The organism is Streptomyces sp. NPDC053474 (genome assembly GCF_044544845.1).
Taxonomy (GTDB): domain Bacteria; phylum Actinomycetota; class Actinomycetes; order Streptomycetales; family Streptomycetaceae; genus Streptomyces.
In genome coordinates, this window is record NZ_JBITXV010000001.1 from 383,717 (window position 1) to 404,822 (window position 21,106).

Below are 21,106 nucleotides of genomic sequence, written 5' to 3' on the forward strand. Positions count from 1 at the left end.
GATCACGGCCCGGCGCTCCGGGCGCGGCCCGGTCACAGCTCGCCCATCCGCCGGATCACCGGCGCGACGCGCTGCACTCCGTGCCGGTAGGCGCCGCGCGCCGCGCTGCGGACGGCCTGCCGTACGGGGCCCGGCTCGCGGTCGGCCGTGGGGGCGCCGGGCAGCGGCGCGCCGTCGGGGCCGAGGTGGTGGCGGGCGAGGATGCCGGGCAGATAGCCGGGGGCCGTGACCTGGGTGTAGTACGGCTCAAGGGGCGGCAGGCCGCTCTCGGCCGCGCGGCCGACGAGCTCCGCGACCCGCTTGCGGGCCTCGTCGAAGGCCGTGTCGTACGTGCCGTCGGCGGCGACGCCTTGGCGCGCGACCCAGGCCGGGTCGGGCTCGGGGACGTGGCCGGTGTCGAGCTGGTCCCAGGAGGCGAGGCAGCCCGAGCCGATGAAGTGGTGGTTGCCGTGCGCCTCGCGGATGCCGAAGTCGGTGAGAACGGCCGTCGGGACGCGCCGGTGCAGGGCTTCGAGCGCGGCCGTGGAGCTGACCGTGACGAGCAGGTCGGTGCGGTCGAGTACCTCGCCCATGTGCCCGTAGACGAGGCGGAAGTTGGGCGGCGCGTCCATGCCCCTGACGAGCTTCTGGTACGGCAGTTCCTCGATGTGCGTGGTGTGCTCGCCGGGCTTGCTGCGCAGCTTGAGCAGGACCTCGCGCTCGGGGTGCAGCCGCGCGTGCCGGACGAGGCGGTCGAGCAGGTACGTGCGCTCGGCGCGCTTCTCGGGGACGGAGGGCTGGGCGGCGAAGACGACCGTGTAGGGGTCGCGGGGCGCGTAGGGCTCGCCGCCGAGGAAGGGCAGGGCGGCCTCCGTGACGCTGTCGGCGTCGGCGCCCACGCCCTCGTACACCGCGCGGAAACGCTCCGCGTCCTGGCGGGAGTTGGCGAGGACGACGTCCGCGCCGTGGCGGAGCAGCAGGCCGTCGGCGAGCTTCTCGTAGACGACGCCGACGTAGCCGGTGACGACGACGGGCCGCCGCCGGGTGCCCGCCCAGTCGCGGGCGAGGCCGTGAAGGACGGCCTGGACGCCGCCGCCGACCAGGGCGAGCACGAGGACGTCGTACTCCGCGGCCCGGCCCCGCATCGCGCTCAGGAACTCGATCGCGGTGACCTCGCGCAGGCTGTCCGCCCGCACGCCGACCTCTTCGAGCTGGCGGGGCGTCGGGGTGGCCCGGCCGCGCAGCAGGTATCCATCGAGGTGCACGTCCTGGGGGGCGGCCTGGGCGCCGGTGGATCCGACGAGGCGCCGCGCGGTGAGCGCGCCCCACTTCCACCGGGTGTCGGAGTCCGCGAGCACGGCGACCCGCGTCGTCTTGTTGCTTACTGGCACAGCGAAGACGCTAGGAAGGCATTCCGATTGGCGGCCCAACTCAGGTGCAACAAACGGTTAACAGCGTGCCGACGAATGGCGAAGCAGCATGGCAAAGGTGTGACGGGAAGCCCGGTTAACCATTCCGCCACGCTTCGTTCACCTGACATCCCACCGCGGGTCAAGACGAATGCCGGGCCGACACCTAACGTCTCGCACGTGGTTAAGCTCTCCGTCATCGTGCCGTTCTACAACGTGCAGCAATACGCGCCCGACACCTTGAAGTCTTTGCGTGCGAACGCGCGTGACGACTTCGAATTCATTCTCGTCGACGACTGCTCGACGGATGAGACGCCGGACATCCTGGAGCGGGCCGCGCGCGAGCTCCCCGGTGCCGTGCACCTCAGACACGAGCAGAACGGGGGCCTGGCCACCGCCCGCAACACGGGTCTGGACGCGGCCCGCGGCGAGTACCTCACGTTCCTCGACGGCGACGACTGGCTCGCGCCCGGGTACTTCGGGCAACTGGTCGCCTCCATCGAGGAGTTGGGGTGCGACTTCGTCCGCACCGACCATGTGCAGTGCACGGCGCGCGCCCGCAGCGTGCACCGCGTCCCGTACGGCAGGCGCGGGGTGGTGATGAGCCCGCGCGACGTCATACTGCCCGCGGACCGCTCCACGTCCGTGGACTACGCGTTCGCCTGGGCGGGCGTCTACCACCGCCGCCTCCTGGACCGGGGGCTGCTGCACTTCACCCACGGTCTGCGCACCGCGGAGGACCGGCCGTGGATCTGGCGGCTGCACCGCGAGGCGGAAACGTTCGCGGCGGTCAGCCTCTTGGGGGTCTTTTACCGGCGCGGCGTTTCCTCGTCGCTCACGCAGATCGGCGATGTGCGCCAGCTCGATTTCATCAAGGCCTTCGACCAGGTGGTGCGGGAGACGGCCGAGGACCGCGACGCGGACAAGTTGCTCCCGAAGGCCGTCCGTACATATTGCGCGATCATCTCCCATCACTTGGGATCAATCGAAAGGTTCGAGCCGGCGGTGGCGCGAAAGCTGAAGACGCTGAGCGCGGCCGCGCTCAAGCGGATGCCGCAGGGCGTCCTCGACGAGGCGCTCGACTCCATGGACCTCCAGCGGGCCACCCGCCTGCGCCGCCTCCGCCGCCGTCCGGTCGGCGCCGGGGAGGTGGCCGCGTGAGCGCCGCCGGACTGCCGGGCGCCGGGGCCGATGTGCGCGATCCGCACACCGCCGCCATGGTCGCCGCGACGCCCGACCACCGCCGGGGCACCACGCAGATCTTCCTGGCGTCCACGCTGTACGGCATCGCCACGCTGGCCGCCGCCCTGGACACCGACCGCTTCGGCCCGGCCGACCGGCGCGTCCTGCTGATCGCCAACAACGCGGCGACGCCCGAGACCACGCCGTCCGTCGCCACGATGCCCGGCTTCGAGAAGCTGCGGACCCGCTTCGACGACGTGGTGTCCTGGAACGAGACCATCTCCCCGTTCCACCCGGGCGGTTGGTCCCCGCGCGGCGACGACCTGCCGCTGTGGGAGCGGTACGTGCGCCTGGCCTGGGGCCTCGGCGACGACCGGGTCGAGCTGGCCGTCGAGTCGATCCAGGTCAACCCGGCGCTCGCGGTCGCGCGCATCTTCGAGGGCGCGCCGGTCGACGTCTACGCCGACGGCCTGATGAGCTACGGCCCGACCCGCAGCAAGCTCGACCCGCTGGTCGGCACCCGGGTGCGGCGGCTGCTCCACCTCGACCTGGTGCCGGGCCTGAAGCCCCTGCTGCTCACGGAGTTCGGCGTGGAGCAGGAGGTCGTCCCGACCGAGACCTTCGTGAAGGTCCTCGCCGAGCTCGCCGACGACGAGTCCCACACGGGCGCCATCGACGCGCTCCCCCAGATCAGCGAACCGGCGCTGCTGCTCGGCCAGTACCTGTCCGCGCTCGGCATCCTCACCGCGGAGGAAGAGGAGGAGCTGCACGGCGCCATGCTGCGCGGCGCCGCCGAACTCGGCCACACCCGCGTGGTGTTCAAGCCCCACCCGACGGCTCCGGCGCGCTGGTCGCGGCAGCTGGAGAAGGAGGCCGAGCGGATCGGCGTCGAGCTGACGGTCCTGGACACGCCGGTGCTCGCGGAGGTCCTCTACCAGCGGATGCGGCCCGCGCTCGTCGTCGGCTGCTTCTCGACGGCGCTGCTCACCGCGTCCGCGTTCTACGACCTGCCCGTCGCCCGCGTCGGTACGGAGCTGCTCCTGGAGCGCCTGAAGCCGTACGAGAACAGCAACCGCGTCCCGGTCACCCTCGTCGACGCCCTGCTGCCGGACCTGGCCGACCGGGACGCCGTCGCCCACCAGGACGCGCGCCCCGACCTGCGCGCGCTGACCGGTCTGGTGCGCGCGGTGGGCTTCGCCATGCAGCCCAAGATCTACCCGGGCCTGCGGCCTGCCGCCGAGGCGTATCTGGCGGCGCACCTGAGCGACCGCACCTGGCGGTACTTCAAGAAGCGCCGCCTTACTGCGCTTGCGCTGCCCGGGGGGATTCCGGTGCAGCTGGCGTTCATTCCTCGCAACGCGGCCGTACGGAAGGTTGCGCGGCGGGCGCGGTCCCTGAAGCGGGCTGCCCTGGGCTGAGCCCAGGGCTGGTCCCGGGCTGGCCCCGGGTGCCCCGGGCGGGCCCCGGCCGGGTGTGCCGGGTGCGGGGCGCGTGCCCCGCACCCCCCGTTCCCCCTCCCCCGTTCCCCCTCCCGCCGTTTCCGCTCGCGTTCCCGCATCGCGCTAGCGCGCTCGTCCTCAATCGCCGGACGGGCTTGATGGGGCGCCGCGCAGAGTTGCTCCGATTCCCGTCACCACTGCCGCGAGGCCCGTCTCGAAGCCGTTCTCGTAGCCGCGGAACATCTCCTCGCCCGCGGCCACGGCCAGGGGGTAGTCCTTCAGGCGCTCGGCGCGGGCGGTGAGGTCGAGGCCGTCCGGGGCCGTGGCCTGCTCCTCGATGACGTAGCCGATCGTGTAGCTGTACGCGGTCAGCCAGGCGCGGGCCGCGGCAGCCGGAGTGAAGCCCGCGCGGGTCAGGCGGTGCAGCTGGGCCTCCATCGGCGCGGCGTACGAGATGTCGGTGAAGTGCGTGCCGCTGTAGACCTTCGCGCCGTCGCGGTAGCGCAGCAGGTGGCGGCGCAGCGCGCGCATGGCCCCGGTGAGGGCGGCGCCCCAGTCCCCGTCGGCCGGGTCGGGACCGTCCGCCAGGTCCGCCGCCATGCGGCGCAGCATCTCCGTCGCCATCTCGTCGAGCAGGGCCTGCTTGTCCTTGAAGTGCCAGTACAGGGCGGGGGCCTTGACGTCGAGGCGCTGGGCGATCGCGCGCAGGGTCAGCCCGTCGAGGCCGGTCTCGTTCAGCAGGTCGAGGGCGACGCGCGCCACGCGGGCGCGGTCCAGTCGTGTCGTAGCCACCTTGACAATTTAACACCGTTAAGCGCATGCTCCGGGCATGGCACTTAACATCGTTAAGGAAACGGACGTCCTCATCGTGGGCGCGGGCCCCACCGGCCTCGCCCTGGCCGTGGACCTGGCCCGGCGCGGCGTGCCCGCGCTCGTCGTCGACCGCGCCCCGGGGCTGTTCCCCGGCTCGCGCGGCAAGGGGCTCCAGCCGCGCACCCTTGAGGTCCTCGACGACCTCGGCGTGATCGGCGCCGTCCTGGAGGCGGGCGGCCCGGCCCCGGTGGGCATGCGGTGGGACGGGGGCAGGCGGCAGGGCGAGTACCGCATGTTCGACGAGCCGAGGGCCACGGAGGCCGCGCCCTACGGCGGACCGTGGCTGCTGCCGCAGTGGCGCACGCAGGAGATCCTCTACGCGCGCCTGACCGAGCTCGGCGGCGCGGTGGCCTTCGGCACGGAGGTGACCGGGCTCGACCAGGACGCGGCCGGGGTCACCGCGTGCCTCGCGGACGGCTCCGCGGTCCGGGCCGCCTACGCCGTCGCGGCCGACGGGGGCCGCTCCGCGGTGCGCCACGCGCTGGGCATCGGCATGACGGGCGAGACCGTCGACCCCAAGCCGATCCTCGTCGCCGACGTCCGCGTCCGCGAGGCCGCGCTCGACCGCGACAACTGGCACGTCTTCCCGCCGTCGCCCGGCACGGGCTTCACCGCGCTCTGCCCGCTGCCGGGCACGCCCGACTTCCAGCTCACCGCCCAGTTCGCCGAGGGCGGGGCGCCCGACACCTCGCCCGAGGGCGTGCGCGAGGCCGTGGCCGCGCGCACGCACCTGGCGGCCGAGGACGTCACCGAGGTGCGCTGGGCCTCCGACTTCCGGCCGCGCGCGGCGCTCGCGGACCGCTTCCGGGCGGGCCGGGTGTTCCTGGCGGGCGACGCGGCCCACGTGCACTCGCCCGCGGGCGGCCAGGGCCTCAACACGAGCGTGCAGGACGCCTACAACCTGGGCTGGAAGCTCGGACTCGTCCTGCGGCACGGGGCCCCGGACGCGCTGCTCGACACGTACGAACAGGAGCGGCTGCCCACCGCCGCGCGGATGCTGGACCTGTCCACCCGCATCCACCGCGGCCAGGCCCGCAGGGGCGCGGCCACGCGCCAGCTCGGCCTGGAGTACCGGGACTCGCCCCTGTCCCTGGCCACCCGGACCCCGCTGCCGGACGGCGGCCTCCGCGCGGGCGACCGGGCCCCGGACGGCCGCCTCGGCACGGGACGCGTCTTCGACGCCTTCCGCGGCCCGCACTTCACCCTCCTCGCGGTGGGCGCGGAGGCCGAACCCCCGTCCGTCAACGGTGACTTGGTGCGCACCCACCGAACGGAATCCCTGGACGGCTACGGCGCGGGCCTCTTCCTCGTCCGCCCGGACGGCTACGTGGCCTGGGCGGGCCGCGGTGGAAAGGATCTCCAGAGCCAGTTGACCTCAAGCAAACTTGAGGTCCTAGTTTCTTGGTCATGACGAACGACACGAACGCCACGAAGCCCGCATTCACCCCCTCGCACAGCGACGCCGAGCTGGTCAACCAGCCCATCGGCTACTGGAGTTCCGCCGCTGGCCAGGCCGTCGTGCACCACATCCGCACGATGCTCGCCGAGGAGGGCCTCACCCAGCCGCAGTGGTGGGTCCTCAACCAGGTCCCGGTGGACGGCCCCCGCGACCGCGCGGAGATCGTCGGGGTCCTGCGCGGCTACCTGGAGTTCGGCGAGGGCGGCATCGAGCACAACATCGACGCCCTGCTCCGCCGGAAGCTGCTCACCGAGGAGACCGAGGGCGGGGCGCGCAGACTGGCCCGCACGCAGGCCGGTCACGAGCTCCAGCAGCGGGTCGCCGCGCGCCAGTCGGAGACCCGGCAGCAGATCCACGAGGGCATCGACGACGCCGAGTACGTACGGGCGCTCAAGGTCCTGCAGCGGATGATCCACAACGTCAACGGCTCGGCCTGGCACCACTGAGCCCCAACAGGCCCTCGTCGAGGCGTGGTTCACAATCCTTAGCGGGTGGGAAACACTGCGGAGGGTTGGCCATCGCAGTGACACGAGGTGACGTGGGGGATCCATGAGCAGGGTCGCGAAAGCCAGGGGCCGCGCGGCGGCGGGTGCCGTCGTCGCACTGACCCTGGCCTGCGGATGCACGGCGCAGGCCGTCGGCACGGCGGGGCGGGACGGCGGGGGCGACGCCAAGGCCGCGCCACCGAAGCGCACGGCTCCCCGCGCCCCCGACCCCACCCCCACGCGCTCCCCCACGCCGAAGATCAAGTCCCCCGTCTCGCGGGCCGAGCTGCCCCCGTCCAAGCTGCCGAAGCCGACGCCGCCGCCGTCGTGGACCCCGCCCCCGCCCCCGCCGAAGACGACGCCGCCGCCCCCGCCGGGCCCGGTGATCATGGCCCAGGGCAAGCGGGGCGAGCGGGTGCGCGAGCTCCAGGCCCGGCTGCGGCAGCTCAGCTGGTTCCACCAGTACCCGACGGGTCTGTACGGTCCGGCGACGGCCGCCGCGGTCAAGGGCTTCCAGAGCAAGCGGGGCCTCGCCCCGACCGGCGCGACGGACACCCGCACCTGGGCGCGGCTCCTGCGCATGACGGACGAGCCGACGCGCTACGCCCTGTACCCGGACGGCGGCATGCCGCCCGCGAAGCCCGACCGGCGCTGTCTGACCGGCCGCGTGCTGTGCATCAGCAAGGGGAGCCGCACGCTGACGTGGATGGTCGACGGCAAGGCCCTGTCGACGATGGACGTCCGCTTCGGCTCGGAGTACACCCCGACGCGCGAGGGCGTCTTCACGGTCTTCTGGAAGTCCCGCCACCACGTCTCGACCCTGTACGACACGCCGATGCCGTACGCCATGTTCTTCAGCGGCGGCCAGGCCGTGCACTACTCGTCCGACTTCGCGGCGCGCGGGTACGCCGGGGCGTCGCACGGCTGCGTGAACGTCCGCGACGAGGGGCGGATCGCCGACCTCTTCAAGAAGGTCCGGGACGGGGACCGGGTGGTCATCTACCGGTAGCCGGTGGCCGGTGGTCCGGCCGATGGGGCGAGTGAGGGCGCGGGCGGAATCGGGGGAACGAATTCCGCCCGCGCCAATGGCACGGAGCCGTAGGTACGGGGGGAACCCCGGCTCGTGCGCGGGCCGATGACCAGTCGGCTCACTCTGTACTGCGCCGGGGGGCCGGAAAGTGTCACAGGGGCCGGGTGCGGCTTGCGTCACACCGTGGCGGTGGGCCCGGCCGACGTCATCGGCGCTCCGCGCCTCGTCCTCAAACGCCGGACGGGCTGGAAGTCTCCGGCGCGCACCGTGGGTATCCAGCCCGTCGAGGGGGTACCCCCTGCTCCTTAAGGGCTTGGGGGAGTTTGAGGACGAGCGCGCCAGCGCGACAAAGGGCGCGGGCGGGTTCGGGGGACGCCGCGTCAGCGGGGGGGGCGGCGTCAGAAGACCGGGGCCGCCGTGTACGACGGGACGGGCCGGGGACGGTGCGGCAGGGTGACGGGCGGAACCTGGCTGCCGCCCCCGGGGCGGCCCCCGTGGTGGCCTCCGCCGGGCAGATGCCCACCACCGTGGTCGTCGTCCTCGTCGTCCCCGTCATTGCCGTGCCCGTTGCCGCCACCGTTCCCGCGGCCGGGCTTGTCGTCGTCCTGGTCCCGGTCCTTGTCCTTGCCCTTGCCCTTGCCGTCCAGGACCCGCTCACAGAACGCGCGCACGCGCTCCGCGCCACGGGCGGCCTCCTCTAGGCGGCGGCGCTTGTCGGTGGCGAGGCCGCCGCTGCGGTAGTCCCGGCAGGCGGAGACCACGTGCTTGTACCACTTGCGGTCGTTGCGCTTGCCGTCCTCGCCCGGGTCGACGGCGTCCGTGCCGGGCGAGCCCGTGGCGCCCCGGTCGCGGCCGTCGTCCGGGGCGGCGGAGCGCTCGGGCCCCGCCGACGTCGCCGAGGGGTCCGGCTCGGCGGACGTGTCGTCGCCGAGGGGGGAGTCCTCCTCGTCGGGCAGCTCGTCGGGCGGCGCGGCGGCGTCCGTCGAGGGGCTGCGCAGCGGCCGGTCGGGCGTCTGCACCGGGGACGCGCTGGTGGCGGGCGCCCGGTCGGCCCGGTGGAACGGGGAGGGGATCACACCGGTGCCCGCCGCGACCGCGACCCCACCGGCCATGCAGGCCGCGAGCGCCGCCGCGACGCCGAGCCGCAGGGGGCGCCCCCAGCGCACGGGCCGGGGCACGGCGGCGGAGCCGCCGATCCGCACGGGTGCGTCGACCGGGTCGGGGGCGCCGCCGGGCACACCGCCCGAGGCCGCGCCCGCGCCCGTACCGACCGCACCAGCGGCCCCGGTGGCCCCAGCGGCCCCTGCCGCGCCGGACGCGAACGTCTGCCCGCTCCGCGCCGCCCGGAAGGCGGCCAACGCGCCGCACTCACCGGGGAGTTCGCCGTCCTCACCGGTCTTCGCGGGCTTGCCCGCGGACAGCGCGGCGAGGGCCTGGGCGAGCCGCTCGGCCCGTTCGCGGTCGTGATCGCCGATGCCGTCGAGCCGCTCGCCGCGCAGCAAACGCTCCGCCGCGACACGGTCCAGCCACTTGTCCTGCTCGTCGGCCATCACATGTCCTTCTGCGTCCGCGTACGCGAATGCGTCACACAGGGGGACGGGGGCACCGCGCGTCCGTGCGGGTCCGGCTGCGGGGGTACGGCGCCGAGCCCGCGCGCCCGCGCGGCGTCGTCGGCGCCCATCAGTTCGGCGAGCCGCTTGAGCCCGCGGTGGGCCGCGGTACGCACCGCTCCGGGGCGTTTGCCGAGCGTCTCGGCCGCGCTCTTCGCGTCCAGGCCGACGACGACCCGGAGCACGACGGCCTCCGCCTGGTCCTGCGGGAGCTGGGCTATCAGCGCGAGCGCCGCGTCGGTGCCGAGCGACTCCATGGCCTCGCCCGCGGTGTCCGCGTCGGCGGGCTTTCCGGTCAGCTCGGTCTCGTCGCCGCCGATCGCGGGGCGGCGCCCGCGCATGCGGATGTGGTCCAGGGCGCGGTTGCGGGCGATGCGCGCCGCCCAGCCGCGGAACCGGTCCGCGTCGCCGCTGAACCGGTCGAGGTCACGGGCGATCTGCAGCCACGCCTCGGACGCCACGTCCTCGGCGTCGAGATCACCGACGAGCGTCCGTACGTAGCCGAGCAGCCGCGGGTGCACGGCGCGGTACACCGTCCGGAACGCGGTCTCGTCCCCGGCCTGCGCCGCGAGCACGGCGGCGGTCAGCTCGGCGTCGTCCTCCCCCTGCACTGCGGGCCCCTCTGCGCCTGGCCAGGCGCGGCTCTCACGGGTCTCATGGCGCGCCGTCCGCCGCTCGCGGTCCGCCCGGAAGCGGCCCACGGTGATGGGTCGCGACACGGCGCGAAACTGCACGCTACGGCGTGAAAGCCGTGCACGTCCATGTTTGTACAACCCGCAACTAGCGGGTGACTCCGTGAGGTGTGACAGAAAACGCACCCCCGACGCAGTAGGGAGTACGGACCGCCACGCGGTTCGTGCCGTGTGACGGCCGGGGCCTCTCCTGTGGGGGGTGGCGGCCCCGGCCGTTCCCACGTGTTCTCCGGGGCGGTGGGTCAGACCTGGAAGAGGCCGGTGCCGTTGCCGAAGCCCTGGAGTTCGCTGGCGTCGATCGTTTGGGCGGCGGGTGGGGCCTTCGCCTCGACCGGCTTGTCGTAGTCGGAGATCCGCATGGTCATGCGGTCGCCGCCGGTCTCCTCCAGCTCCATCGCGACCAGGTACGGCTTGCCCCGCGCCGCGACGTAGACGGTGGTGTCCGTGCCGTCCTGCCGCTCCACGAGGGGTATGACCCGGCGGCCGTAGCGCCACGTCGCGTCCTGGGCGCGGATGGTGGTGGTGCCGCCCACGCCGTCGAGGTGGCCGAGCACCTCGTCCAGGTCGCACTGCGCCGACGGCATCACGCGTCGGCCCGAACTCCCGTCGCCCGTGGGGAACTTCACGTACTTCCCGCGCAGCAGCCCGATGCGCCGCTCCATCTGCGCGGCGACCGCGGGGCCGCGCTGCCGGGCCAGCGAGCCGAGGGCGTCGAGCGAGGAGTCCTGGAAGCGCACATACGTCGTGCGCCCCTCGATCATGATCAGGTCGCCGCGCATGATGCCCTCCTCGACCGTGCCGGTGCAGTTGCTCTCCCGGTCGACGTGCAGCGTCACCTCCTGGCGCCGCGCGGTGCCTGCCGCCACGGACCCCTTGGTCTGGGCGACGTTGATCCGCATCGAGTGCGTCGCCTTCATCAGCTCCAGGGCCCGCAGGGTGAGCTGCTGGCCGCGCGCCTCGTCGCGGGGCAGTTCCTTCTCGAACGTGCCGCCGCTCAGGCGCACCGGCTCCCGCTCGCCGCCGCAGGCCGTCGTCGCCGACGCGAGCGAACCGGCCACGAGCGCGAGGGCCGCCGCCCGCGTCCACCGGCGGCGCGCGCCGCCCCGAGTACCGTGCCGCGCCCTGAGCCCCACAGTTCCCACCGTCTCCGCCCCGCTCTGCCCGCGCGCCCACGTGTCCGCGTGTCCGTCGGCCTTCTCATACGTTTCTCATGAACCCTGCGCACAGGAGCGCTCGGATGTCACACCACAGGCGTGCGGGATACATCACGCGCCGTTTCCCGCCACCCCGTACAACCCTCCGCCCCGCCCATAAGTCTTACGAACTCGTTGATTCAGCGGGAGTTCGCTACACGAGCTCAGGAGTTCTCAAGGGGTGGGGTACGTGACCCTCAAGCACAAGGCCTGGCTCGCCGTGGGCAGCGTCGTCCTCGGCGGCGCCGCCGTCAGCGGCACGGGAGCGGTGGCGCACGCGGCCACCGGCGCCGCGACCGGCACCGCGACTGCGGCCGACGCCGCGGACCTGGTGGCGGGCATGCCCCGGGCGGGCGGTTCCACGGGCGCCCTGACCGTCCTGCCGGGCGCCGCCGACGGCCCCGACGCCACCGCGCGCAAGAACCTCACGCAGTCGAGCCCCGGCGTCCCCGGCCTGGACGAGCCGGGCGACGAGTGGGCCGCCGCCACCGCCCGGGGCGATCTGAACGGCGACGGCCACCCGGACCTCGTCATCGGCGCGCCCGGCGAGGACGACACCGCGGGCCACAAGGACCGGGGCGCGGTCACCATGCTGTACGGCCCGGACTACGCCTCGGGCACGGACATGCAGCTGTCGGAGGACTTCGCGTACGGCGGCGCGCGCTTCGGCTCGGCCGTGGCCGTCGGCGACTTCAACAAGGACGGCAGGGCGGACGTGTTCGCCGCGGCCACCGGGACGGGCGGCAGCTGGGCCGCGCGGTTCTCGGCGGACCAGGAGGCGGCGGGCACGATCACCTCCGCCGAGCAGGCGATCTCCTTCCCCGCCGCCGCGTCCGGCGACTTCAACCACGACGGGTACGCGGACGTGGCCCTCTCCTACCGGGACCCGGCGGGCCGGGCCAAGGCCGTCTGGTTCCGGGGCACCCGCTCGGGCCTCAGCCGGGTCGGCACGATCGCCACCCCCGGCGGCCGCTCGGTCGCGGCGGCCGACGTGAACGGCGACGGCTACGACGACCTGGTCATCGGCCAGCCGTACACCGCCGAGTCGGACGCGCACGCGGGCGGCCAGGTCACGGTCGTCAACGGCGGCTCCGGCGGCCTCACGAGCACGGGCGCGCGGACCGTCCACCAGGCCACGGCCGGGGTGCCCGGCGCGGCCGAGGCGGGCGACGCGATGGGCTGGTCGGTCGCGGCGGCCGACGTGGACGGCGACGGCTGCGCGGACGTGCTCACCGGCGCCCCGGGCGAGGACATCACGCGCGCGGGCAAGGCCCGTACGGACGCGGGCACGTCCCTGCTGCTCAAGGGCTCGCGCTCGGGCCTGACCGGTGCGGGGGCGCTGGCTGTCAGCCAGGACGAACCGGATGTCCCCGGTGTCACGGAGAGCGGCGACCGGCTTGGCTCCTCGGTCTCGCTCGGCGACTTCGACGGCAACGGCCACCCTGACCTCGCGGTCGGGGCCGAGGGGGAGGACAAGGGCGACGGGACGGTGCTTCAGCTCGACACCGGGGCCGATGGCACTGTCGTGCGGACGAGCGGGGTCTACTACGCGCGGGCCCAGGTCGGGACTCCTGCGGGGGCGCACCTTGGGCAGGTGCTCGCGCCGTAGTCATCCGCGCCGTGACCCGTCTGCGGGTGCGTCGTGGCTGCTCGCGCAGTTCCCCGCGCCCCTTGAGGGGCGCTTCCCTAAGGGGTGCTCCTCGCGCGGCGGGATACCGCTGCTCGCAGCACCCGGCGGCCCTCCGTCGACACGTCGAGCACCTGGCGCAGGCCGCCGCCGGGGGCGCTCCCGGCGAGGAGTTCCAGGACGCGTATCTGGCGGCGCAGCTCGGCGGCGACCAGCGGGGCCACGCGCCGCCGGGGGCCCTCGTCGGTGGTGTCGAGCAGGCGGTGGACCTGGAGCGCGGCGGCGGAGCAGCCGTCGGCCCAGGTCCGCAGCGCGCCCGCGGTGCGCCGCGCGGGCACGGCGGCGAGCATGCGCCGGGCGAGGGCCGCCGCCTCACCGCCCCCCGGACACGCGGGCCCGGCCCCGCCCTCCCCCGCCGCCAGCGCCCGCCGCGCCCCGGCGAGCGCCCCGTCCCACGCCGTGCCGTGCGCGAGGTTCGCCCACAGCGGTCGCAGGACCTGTTCGTCGACGCCGTCGCCGAACAGCGGCACGCACCGGTCGAGGCAGGCGAGCCCGCTCGCGGCGAGAGCTGTCTCATCGGCCTGGGCGATCAGTTCCACCAAGCTCGCACGTGACTCTTCTGGCTTCACATGCCCTTACAGCGTCCGACGGCCCGTTTCCGTCACTGCGGCCGAAAAGCGCTGGTGGGCCGGGGCTACTGCGGCAGCACCCCGAGCCGGTCGAGGAACCGGAAGAACAACTGCTCCGCGGACGGCTCGGCATCGGCGCGCAGCACGTCGAGCAGCGCCGCGGAGCGCGCGGTGCGGTCCGCCTCGGCGGCCCAAGCGACGGCGCGCTCGGCGGCGTCGCGCGGCTCCAGGAAGTAGTCCTCGACCGTCAGGTCGCTCGCGGCCAGGTACCCGGCCATCGCGTCCCGCGCCAGGCACGTCGTCCACACGCCGCTCTCCGGCGCGGCCGCCTCGACGACCACGCAGTCGCTGTCCATCACATAGCCGAAGAGGGCGGGCGCGCCGGTCTCCGCGGCGAGCGCGTTCATGCTCCCGACGTCCCTGGCCTCCTCGGTGGCCTTGCTCGGGCACTCCCACACCTGCCAGCCGTCGGGCCGCCGCTCCAGGAGTTCGAGCTCGTCCCGCGCCCCCGCGAGCGCCGCGCACTCCCCCAGTGGACGCGCGCTCCTCCCCACGACGTAATAGCCCCAGTAACCCATCCCCGCCCCCGTCGTACTCGCACCCGTGCCTGTGCTGCCGTGGCCGCACACCCTAGAGGGCCGTGCCCCTTTCCCCCCTAGGTGGCCCGCACAGGCGTGTCCTCAAACTCCGGCGGGCCGTCAGCCGCCGCTCTCCACCCGCCCCGCGAGGTCCACGAAGCCGCGCCACGGCAGCGAGGGCCGCCGCGCGTCCCACAGCTTCTGCGCCGTCGCCCGCAGCGGCATCCGGATGCCCCGGGCCACCTGCTCCTGCGTCTGGGCCCCGGCGAGGTCGCACCAGACGGCGAAGACCCCGCCGAGGATCCGGTCGTCGTACGCCGCGTCGACCGGCCGGGTGCCGCGCAGGACGCGCGGCGTCCACTGTTCGTAGACGCGCTGCCCGGTGGGGTAGGCGAAGTCGTTCGGCTCCCCCAGGACGTAGTAGAGGTACTCGTCGTTGTAGTTGACGACCTCGCGGCCCCCGCGCAGGTACTCCACGGGGTCGCGGGCGCCGAGTTCCTTGCCGGTCCAGTACGCGACCTCGACGCGCTCGTCGACAGCCGTGACGCCGCCGCGGAAGAAGCCGTCGTTCCAGGCCCGGACCGCGCGCGCCGGGCCGACCGCCCGCGCCCGGTCGTTCAGCCACCGCGTCGCCAGGTCCTGGATCCGGGCGCCGGGGCCGAGCCGCTCGCGCGCGGCCGCGGCCAGGCGCGGATAGGACGCCTCCGGGTCGCGGACGACCAGGGCCTGGTACTCGTCGGCGCCGATGTGCCACTGCCCGCCGGGGAACAGCTCGCCGTACTCGCGCAGGAGGTCGTCTACGATCCGGGCCGCCTTCGGATTCGCTATGTCCACGGCCCCCCGCGTCGCCACGCCCCGGGTGTCGCGCAGCTGGAGGTCCGGGTGGGCTTTGAGGACCGCGCCCAGGTGCCCGGGCGAGTCGATCTCCGGCACGACCGTGATGTGGCGGCTCGCGGCGAGGTCGACGATGCGGCGCACCTGCTCCTTGGTGAGGTGGTCGGCCGACACCACCTCCGGGTGCGACTCCGAGGCGACCCGGAACGCCTGGTCGTCGGAGAAGTGCAGGCCCAGCTCGTTGTACTTGAGGTCGCCGAGCTCCGTCACGCGCCGCTCGATCCACTCGGCCGAGAAGGGCTTGCGCGCGATGTCGACCATGAACCCGCGCCGCGGCTTCGCGGGCGCGTCCCGTACGACGCCCTCGGGCGCGGCGCCGTCGGCGCGCACGGCCTGCTTCAGGGTGCGGGTGCCGTAGAAGACGCCCGCCTGCGCGGGGGCGCCGATGCGGACGATCCGGTCCTTCACGGTGAGCGTGTACGCCTCCGGGTTCCCGCCCGCCGGGCCGTCCTCCAGGTCGAGCCGTACGTCGCCCCGGCGGGGCCGCGCCTCGCCCCCGTACCGCAGCCGCAGCTCACCGGCGAGGAGCCGGGCCTCGTCACGCAGCTCCGGGGCGCCCACGACCACGCGGCCCCCGGGCCCGGGGCGCCAGCCGGGGCCGCGGGCGGGGGTGTGCTCGCGCACGGCGGGGATGGTCCGCGGGGCCTTGGACAGGGCGTAGGACCGCGAGGGCTCGGCGGAGGTGGGGGCCCGGCCGCTCCGCCGCCCGCCGTCGCTGCCGCCGCCGTCGGGCCACGCCACCAGGGCCACGACCACGGCACCGGCCGCGACGACGCCTCCGCCGATGAGGGCCGCGCGCCGCCGCGTCACCGCCGGTCACCTCCGTCAGCGTCGGCTGTCGCGGCCCGCGGGACCCCCGCGGCTCGGACGGCTCGCACCGCCCCCACGACTCGGACGGCTCGCACCGCCCCCACGGCTCGCACGCGTATCAAGGCGTCCACACCCCCACGCTAAGCCCCGTCTCCCCGGCCCCGCCCGTCCACTCGGTGCCGCCAAACTCTCCCATCCGGATGAATTCGCCGCGCCGATTCCACAGAGCGCACGGACACCCCTCCCGCCACCCCGATAGCGTGGCGCCCCGTCACTCACCCGTTTGCCCTCCGCCGAGGAGCCCCCCTGCCGTCGCACCGCGCCATACCGGCCCCCTCGGGACCTCCGGCGTCTCCGGGACCGCTGGAGCCCCTGAACACCGCGTCCGCCGACGAGGCCCAGCGCACCCTTCTGACCGCTTGCGGAAGCAGCCACTGGGCCCGCAGGCTCGCCGCCCACCGGCCCTACCCCGACCTCGACGCGCTGCTCGCCGCCGCCGACGAGGCCGCGTACGACCTGACCCCCGCCGACCTCGCCGAGGCCCTGGCCGCCGAGCGGTTCGAACCGGCCGTGGCGCCGGGCAGCGCCTACACCGCCGCGGCCACCGCCCTGCGCGCCGCCCACGCCGCCTACGAGAGCCGCTTCGGCCACGCCTTCGTGATCTGCCTGGACGCCACCGCGCCCAGCGAGGCCCTCGACCACCTGCTCGCCTCGCTGCGCGACCGGCTCGGCAACGACCGGGAGGAGGAGCTCGCGGTGGCCGCGGACGAGCTGCGGCGCACGGCTCGTGCCCGACTCACCCGACTCGTTCACAACTGGCCGGATATTTCCGTTCCGCGCCCGTCCCGGCAGCCGGATCCGCCCCGCGCGACGCGCAGCGATAGCCCGTACGTACCAGTTTGATTGCCTGTTTGATCACACCCGAGGACCCCGGGCGAGGGAGCCGACAACTCGTCGATACGATGACGAGCGGCCGGTGGACCGTACCCGGCCGGGCTCGTCCGACAGAGAAGCCGGCCGGCCCCAATCCCCGCTCCCGGAGGGTTCTTCCGTGCCGGCTGGAACGCTGTACCGCGGCCGGGAAGGCATGTGGTCATGGGTGGCTCATCGAGTCACCGGTGTCCTCATCTTCTTCTTCCTGTTCGTACATGTCCTCGACACCGCTCTCGTCCGTGTCTCCCCCGAGGCGTACGACGAGGTCGTGGCGACCTACAAGACGCCGATCGTCGCGCTCCTCGAGTACGGCCTGGTCGCCGCCATCCTCTTCCACGCGCTCAACGGCCTGCGTGTGATCGCCGTCGACTTCTGGTCGAAGGGCCCGCGCTACCAGAAGCAGATGCTCTGGACCGTCGTGGGCATCTGGGTCGTCCTGATGGTGGGCGCGCTGTACCCGGTCCTCGGCCACGCCGTCCGTGAACTGTTCGGGAGCTGAGGCCAGACATGTCCGACACCACGCTTGAGAAGTCCGGAGTGGGCCCCGTCGAGGGTGACTCCCTCTACGACGCCGACCACCCCGCGCCCGTCATCGAGGCCCCCCGCAAGCGCACGTCGAAGACGCCTCGCGCCACCCGCGGCAACTTCGAGATGGCCGCCTGGCTGTTCATGCGCCTGTCCGGCGTCGTCCTCGTCGTCCTCGTCATCACGCACCTGCTGATCCAGCTGGTGCTCGACGGCGGTGTCTCGAAGATCGGCTTCGCGTTCGTCGCGGGCCGCTGGGCGTCCCCGTTCTGGCAGGTCTGGGATCTGCTGATGCTGTGGCTCGCCATGCTGCACGGCGCGAACGGCCTGCGCACGGTCATCAACGACTACGCGGAGCGTCCGAACACGCGCCTGTGGCTCAAGGGCCTGCTGTACACCGCCACGGTGTTCACCATCCTCCTGGGCACGCTGGTGATCTTCACCTTCGACCCGAACATCCGCTAAAGCCGAGGCGACCCCAGTGAAGATTCACAAGTACGACACCGTCATCGTCGGCGCGGGCGGCGCCGGCATGCGCGCCGCCATCGAGGCGACGAAGCGCAGCCGCACCGCCGTGCTCACCAAGCTCTACCCCACCCGCTCCCACACCGGCGCGGCGCAGGGCGGCATGGCCGCCGCGCTCGCCAACGTGGAGGAGGACAACTGGGAGTGGCACACCTTCGACACGATCAAGGGCGGTGACTACCTGGTCGACCAGGACGCCGCCGAGATCCTGGCGAAGGAGGCCATCGACGCGGTCCTCGACCTGGAGAAGATGGGCCTGCCGTTCAACCGCACCCCGGACGGCACCATCGACCAGCGCCGCTTCGGCGGTCACTCCCGCAACCACGGCGAGGCGCCGGTGCGCCGGTCCTGCTACGCCGCGGACCGCACCGGCCACATGATCCTCCAGACCCTCTACCAGAACTGCGTCAAGGAGGGTGTGGAGTTCTTCAACGAGTTCTACGTCCTCGACCAGCTCATCGTGGAGGAGGACGGCGTCAAGAAGAGCGCGGGCGTCGTCGCGTACGAGCTGGCCACCGGCGAGATCCACGTCTTCCAGGCGAAGGCCGTCATCTACGCCTCGGGCGGCACCGGCAAGTTCTTCAAGGTGACCTCCAACGCGCACACCCTCACCGGCGACGGCCAGGCGGCCTGCTACCGGCGCGGGCTGCCCCTTGAGGACATGGAGTTCTTCCAGTTCCACCCGACCGGCATCTGGCGCATGGGCATCCTGCTCACGGAGGGCGCCCGCGGTGAGGGCGGCATCCTCCGCAACAAGGACGGCGAGCGCTTCATGGAGAAGTACGCGCCGGTCATGAAGGACCTCGCGTCCCGTGACGTCGTCTCGCGCTCCATCTACACGGAGATCCGCGAGGGCCGCGGCTGCGGTCCCGAGGGCGACCACGTCTACCTCGACCTCACGCACCTCCCGCCGGAGCAGCTCGACGCCAAGCTCCCGGACATCACGGAGTTCGCGCGCACCTACCTCGGCATCGAGCCCTACACGGACCCGATCCCGATCCAGCCGACCGCGCACTACGCCATGGGCGGCATCCCGACGAACGTCGAGGGTGAGGTCCTGGCGGACAACACCACCGTCGTCCCGGGCCTGTACGCCGCTGGCGAGGTCGCCTGCGTCTCCGTCCACGGCGCCAACCGCCTGGGCACCAACTCGCTGCTCGACATCAACGTCTTCGGGCGCCGCGCGGGCATCGCCGCCGCGGAGTACGCCGCGAAGGCCGACTTCGTGGAGCTGCCGGAGAACCCGGCGCAGCTCGTGGCCGACCTGGTCGAGCAGCTGCGCGGCTCCCGGGGCACCGAGCGGGTCGCGGAGATCCGCAAGGAGCTCCAGGAGACGATGGACGCCAACGTGATGGTGTTCCGCACGGAGCAGACCATCAAGACGGCCGTCGAGAAGATCGCCGAGCTGCGCGAGCGCTACAAGAACGTCTCGGTCCAGGACAAGGGCAAGCGCTTCAACACCGACCTCCTGGAGGCCATCGAGCTGGGCAACCTGCTCGACCTCGCCGAGGTCATGGCGGTCTCGGCCCTCGCCCGCAAGGAGTCCCGCGGCGGTCACTACCGCGAGGACTACCCCAACCGCGACGACGTCAACTTCATGCGCCACACCATGGCGTACCGCGAGGTCGCCGACGACGGCAAGGACTCGATCCGCCTCGACTACAAGCCGGTCGTCCAGACCCGCTACCAGCCGATGGAGCGTAAGTACTGATGGCAACCCCGACGATGGACAAGGTCGAGGCGGACGCCGCGGCCTCGTCCCACCTCATCACCGTCACCTTCCGGATCCGCCGCTTCAACCCGGAGGTCTCGGCGGAGGCGACCTGGCAGGACTTCCAGCTGGAGATCGACCCGAAGGAGCGCGTGCTCGACGGTCTCCACAAGATCAAGTGGGATCTGGACGGCTCGCTGACGTTCCGCCGCTCCTGCGCGCACGGCATCTGCGGCTCGGACGCCATGCGGATCAACGGCAAGAACCGCCTGGCCTGCAAGACCCTGATCAAGGACATCAACCCGTCGAAGCCGATCACGGTCGAGCCCATCAAGGGCCTGACGGTCCTGAAGGACCTCGTCGTGGACATGGAGCCGTTCTTCCAGGCCTACCGCGACGTGATGCCCTTCCTGGTCACCAAGGGCAACGAGCCGACGCGCGAGCGCCTGCAGTCCGCCGAGGACCGCGAGCGCTTCGACGACACGACGAAGTGCATCCTCTGCGCCGCCTGCACGTCCTCGTGCCCGGTGTTCTGGAACGACGGCCAGTACTTCGGCCCGGCCGCGATCGTGAACGCGCACCGCTTCATCTTCGACAGCCGTGACGAGGCGGGCGAGCAGCGCCTGGAGATCCTGAACGACAAGGACGGCGTGTGGCGCTGCCGCACCACGTTCAACTGCACGGACGCCTGCCCGCGTGGCATCGAGGTCACGAAGGCGATCCAGGAGGTCAAGCGCGCCCTGATCACCCGCCGCTTCTGAGCCTCCGGCCCGGCCCGCAGTGAGGGCCCCGCTCCCCGGTTCCGCACCGGGGGCGGGGCCCTCACTCGTTCTGGTGAACGATTCGGCTCCGGACGCCCGGGCCTGGTTCGTCCTACGATGATGCTCTCGACACCAGCCCACAGGAGGCACGCGATGTCCGCAGCATCCGTCGAGCAGCCGCACGACGACCGACCGCTGATCGCCGAGGCCAACAGGCTCAGGGACCGCAATCCGGGCTACCGCGTCGAGATCATCGGAGGCCAGATCCTCGTGACCCCGCCCGCCGACGGCCCTCATGCCGTAGCCCTGACCGACCTCATGATTCCTTTCCTCTCGGCGGGTCTGCACACGACGGACAGCAAAGTGGTGCAGGCCATCGGCCTCTGGCTGCCCACGGGCGTCGAGGACTTCGCCATCCCGGACCTGGCGGTGGTGGACGCCGACTACGGCGACCACTACATCGAGAACAATTGCTACGACCCCACAGTCTTCCGCCTGGTCCTAGAGGTCACCTCCAGCAACTACCAGACGGACCTGCGCACCAAGGTCTCCGCGTACGCCGAGGCCAAGGTCCCCGTCTACGTCATCGTCGACCGCAAGCACCAGCGGCTCCACGTCCTCACCGACCCGGCAGCTGACGGCTACGCCAGCCACCAGGTCCACGCCCCCGGCCAGATGGTCGCCCTTCCCGACTCGATCGGCGCCAAGGTGTCCCTGGACGTGACGGCCCTCCTGGAAGCCGGGAAGCGCTAGCCCCGCTAC

Annotated in this window: 20 protein-coding genes; 12 read left to right on the top strand and 8 right to left on the bottom strand. The window is 73.0% G+C overall.

Annotation, left to right across the window (positions count from 1 at the left end; genetic code table 11):
* Nucleotides 1-32: 32 nt before the first annotated feature.
* Entirely contained in the window at nt 33-1,370 is a 1,338-nt protein-coding gene (locus ACIG3E_RS01660; protein ID WP_399609911.1) for a DUF6716 putative glycosyltransferase, read from the bottom strand.
* 198 nt (nt 1,371-1,568) lie between these two features.
* On the opposite strand from ACIG3E_RS01660, the gene ACIG3E_RS01665 reads away from it, so the two are divergent.
* Both ACIG3E_RS01665 and ACIG3E_RS01670 read left to right on the top strand, forming a co-directional pair.
* On the top strand, nt 1,569-2,549 hold the full coding sequence (locus ACIG3E_RS01665; RefSeq protein ID WP_399609913.1) for a glycosyltransferase family 2 protein: 981 nt from the start codon (nt 1,569-1,571) through the stop codon (nt 2,547-2,549).
* A 56-nt stretch (nt 2,550-2,605) separates the two neighbouring features.
* Nucleotides 2,606-3,988: an alpha-2,8-polysialyltransferase family protein gene (locus ACIG3E_RS01670; RefSeq protein WP_399610745.1), complete on the top strand. Its 1,383-nt coding sequence runs from the start codon at nt 2,606-2,608 to the stop codon at nt 3,986-3,988.
* A 159-nt stretch (nt 3,989-4,147) separates the two neighbouring features.
* On the opposite strand, the gene ACIG3E_RS01675 is transcribed toward ACIG3E_RS01670, so the two are convergent.
* Nucleotides 4,148-4,810 (bottom strand): TetR/AcrR family transcriptional regulator C-terminal domain-containing protein, encoded by a 663-nt coding sequence (locus ACIG3E_RS01675; RefSeq protein ID WP_399610748.1) that lies wholly within the window; start codon nt 4,808-4,810, stop codon nt 4,148-4,150.
* Nucleotides 4,811-4,838: 28 nt separating this feature from the next.
* Here ACIG3E_RS01675 and ACIG3E_RS01680 point away from each other — a divergent pair, with 28 nt between their 5' ends.
* From ACIG3E_RS01680 to ACIG3E_RS01690, 3 genes are all read left to right on the top strand, one after another.
* The gene (locus tag ACIG3E_RS01680) at nt 4,839-6,293 is read left to right on the top strand and encodes an FAD-dependent monooxygenase (protein ID WP_399609915.1); all 1,455 of its coding nucleotides are present in this window, start codon (nt 4,839-4,841) and stop codon (nt 6,291-6,293) included.
* A complete protein-coding gene (locus tag ACIG3E_RS01685) occupies nt 6,290-6,787 on the top strand; it encodes a MarR family transcriptional regulator (protein WP_399609917.1) in 498 nt (165 codons plus the stop codon). Before ACIG3E_RS01680 ends, ACIG3E_RS01685 begins: the two co-directional genes overlap by 4 nt.
* Nucleotides 6,788-6,890: 103 nt before the next feature.
* Nucleotides 6,891-7,835, top strand: a complete 945-nt coding sequence (locus ACIG3E_RS01690; RefSeq protein WP_399609919.1) for a L,D-transpeptidase family protein — start codon at nt 6,891-6,893, stop codon at nt 7,833-7,835.
* Between the two features lie 419 nt (nt 7,836-8,254).
* On the opposite strand, the gene ACIG3E_RS01695 is transcribed toward ACIG3E_RS01690, so the two are convergent.
* The 3 genes from ACIG3E_RS01695 to ACIG3E_RS01705 all read right to left on the bottom strand — a co-directional run bounded on the left by ACIG3E_RS01695 (nt 8,255) and on the right by ACIG3E_RS01705 (nt 11,291).
* The gene (locus tag ACIG3E_RS01695) at nt 8,255-9,406 is read right to left on the bottom strand and encodes an extensin (protein ID WP_399609921.1); all 1,152 of its coding nucleotides are present in this window, start codon (nt 9,404-9,406) and stop codon (nt 8,255-8,257) included.
* Nucleotides 9,406-10,077 carry an RNA polymerase sigma factor gene (locus tag ACIG3E_RS01700; protein WP_242729133.1) on the bottom strand — a complete coding sequence of 224 codons (672 nt, stop codon included), beginning with the start codon at nt 10,075-10,077 and terminating at the stop codon, nt 9,406-9,408. The genes ACIG3E_RS01695 and ACIG3E_RS01700 overlap by 1 nt, the downstream gene beginning before the upstream one ends.
* Nucleotides 10,078-10,400: 323 nt before the next feature.
* The gene (locus ACIG3E_RS01705) at nt 10,401-11,291 is read right to left on the bottom strand and encodes a hypothetical protein (protein WP_399609924.1); all 891 of its coding nucleotides are present in this window, start codon (nt 11,289-11,291) and stop codon (nt 10,401-10,403) included.
* A 250-nt stretch (nt 11,292-11,541) separates the two neighbouring features.
* On the opposite strand from ACIG3E_RS01705, the gene ACIG3E_RS01710 reads away from it, so the two are divergent.
* Complete coding sequence (locus ACIG3E_RS01710) at nt 11,542-12,960, top strand: FG-GAP and VCBS repeat-containing protein (RefSeq protein WP_399609926.1); 1,419 nt, start codon at nt 11,542-11,544, stop codon at nt 12,958-12,960.
* A gap of 77 nt (nt 12,961-13,037) precedes the next feature.
* Here the strand turns inward: ACIG3E_RS01710 and ACIG3E_RS01715 are convergent, their stop codons facing one another.
* The 3 genes from ACIG3E_RS01715 to ACIG3E_RS01725 all read right to left on the bottom strand — a co-directional run bounded on the left by ACIG3E_RS01715 (nt 13,038) and on the right by ACIG3E_RS01725 (nt 15,889).
* A complete protein-coding gene (locus ACIG3E_RS01715; protein ID WP_399609927.1) occupies nt 13,038-13,580 on the bottom strand; it encodes a hypothetical protein in 543 nt (180 codons plus the stop codon).
* Nucleotides 13,581-13,672: 92 nt separating this feature from the next.
* Nucleotides 13,673-14,185 (bottom strand): hypothetical protein, encoded by a 513-nt coding sequence (locus ACIG3E_RS01720; protein ID WP_399609930.1) that lies wholly within the window; start codon nt 14,183-14,185, stop codon nt 13,673-13,675.
* A gap of 120 nt (nt 14,186-14,305) precedes the next feature.
* The gene (locus tag ACIG3E_RS01725; protein WP_399609934.1) at nt 14,306-15,889 is read right to left on the bottom strand and encodes a glycoside hydrolase family 20 protein; all 1,584 of its coding nucleotides are present in this window, start codon (nt 15,887-15,889) and stop codon (nt 14,306-14,308) included.
* Nucleotides 15,890-16,195: 306 nt separating this feature from the next.
* On the opposite strand from ACIG3E_RS01725, the gene ACIG3E_RS01730 reads away from it, so the two are divergent.
* From ACIG3E_RS01730 to ACIG3E_RS01755, 6 genes are all read left to right on the top strand, one after another.
* Nucleotides 16,196-16,792, top strand: coding sequence for a 2-oxo-4-hydroxy-4-carboxy-5-ureidoimidazoline decarboxylase (locus ACIG3E_RS01730; RefSeq protein ID WP_399610751.1), 597 nt, complete (start codon nt 16,196-16,198; stop codon nt 16,790-16,792).
* A 148-nt stretch (nt 16,793-16,940) separates the two neighbouring features.
* The gene (sdhC, locus tag ACIG3E_RS01735) at nt 16,941-17,321 is read left to right on the top strand and encodes a succinate dehydrogenase, cytochrome b556 subunit (protein WP_138961444.1); all 381 of its coding nucleotides are present in this window, start codon (nt 16,941-16,943) and stop codon (nt 17,319-17,321) included.
* A gap of 8 nt (nt 17,322-17,329) precedes the next feature.
* Entirely contained in the window at nt 17,330-17,812 is a 483-nt protein-coding gene (locus ACIG3E_RS01740) for a succinate dehydrogenase hydrophobic membrane anchor subunit (protein WP_172385184.1), read from the top strand.
* 16 nt (nt 17,813-17,828) lie between these two features.
* Nucleotides 17,829-19,583 carry a succinate dehydrogenase flavoprotein subunit gene (gene sdhA, locus ACIG3E_RS01745; protein ID WP_399609938.1) on the top strand — a complete coding sequence of 585 codons (1,755 nt, stop codon included), beginning with the start codon at nt 17,829-17,831 and terminating at the stop codon, nt 19,581-19,583.
* A complete protein-coding gene (locus tag ACIG3E_RS01750; RefSeq protein ID WP_399609941.1) occupies nt 19,583-20,344 on the top strand; it encodes a succinate dehydrogenase iron-sulfur subunit in 762 nt (253 codons plus the stop codon). Before sdhA ends, ACIG3E_RS01750 begins: the two co-directional genes overlap by 1 nt.
* Before the next feature lie 153 nt (nt 20,345-20,497).
* Nucleotides 20,498-21,097: a Uma2 family endonuclease gene (locus ACIG3E_RS01755; protein ID WP_399609944.1), complete on the top strand. Its 600-nt coding sequence runs from the start codon at nt 20,498-20,500 to the stop codon at nt 21,095-21,097.
* The last annotated feature ends 9 nt before the right edge of the window (nt 21,098-21,106 follow it).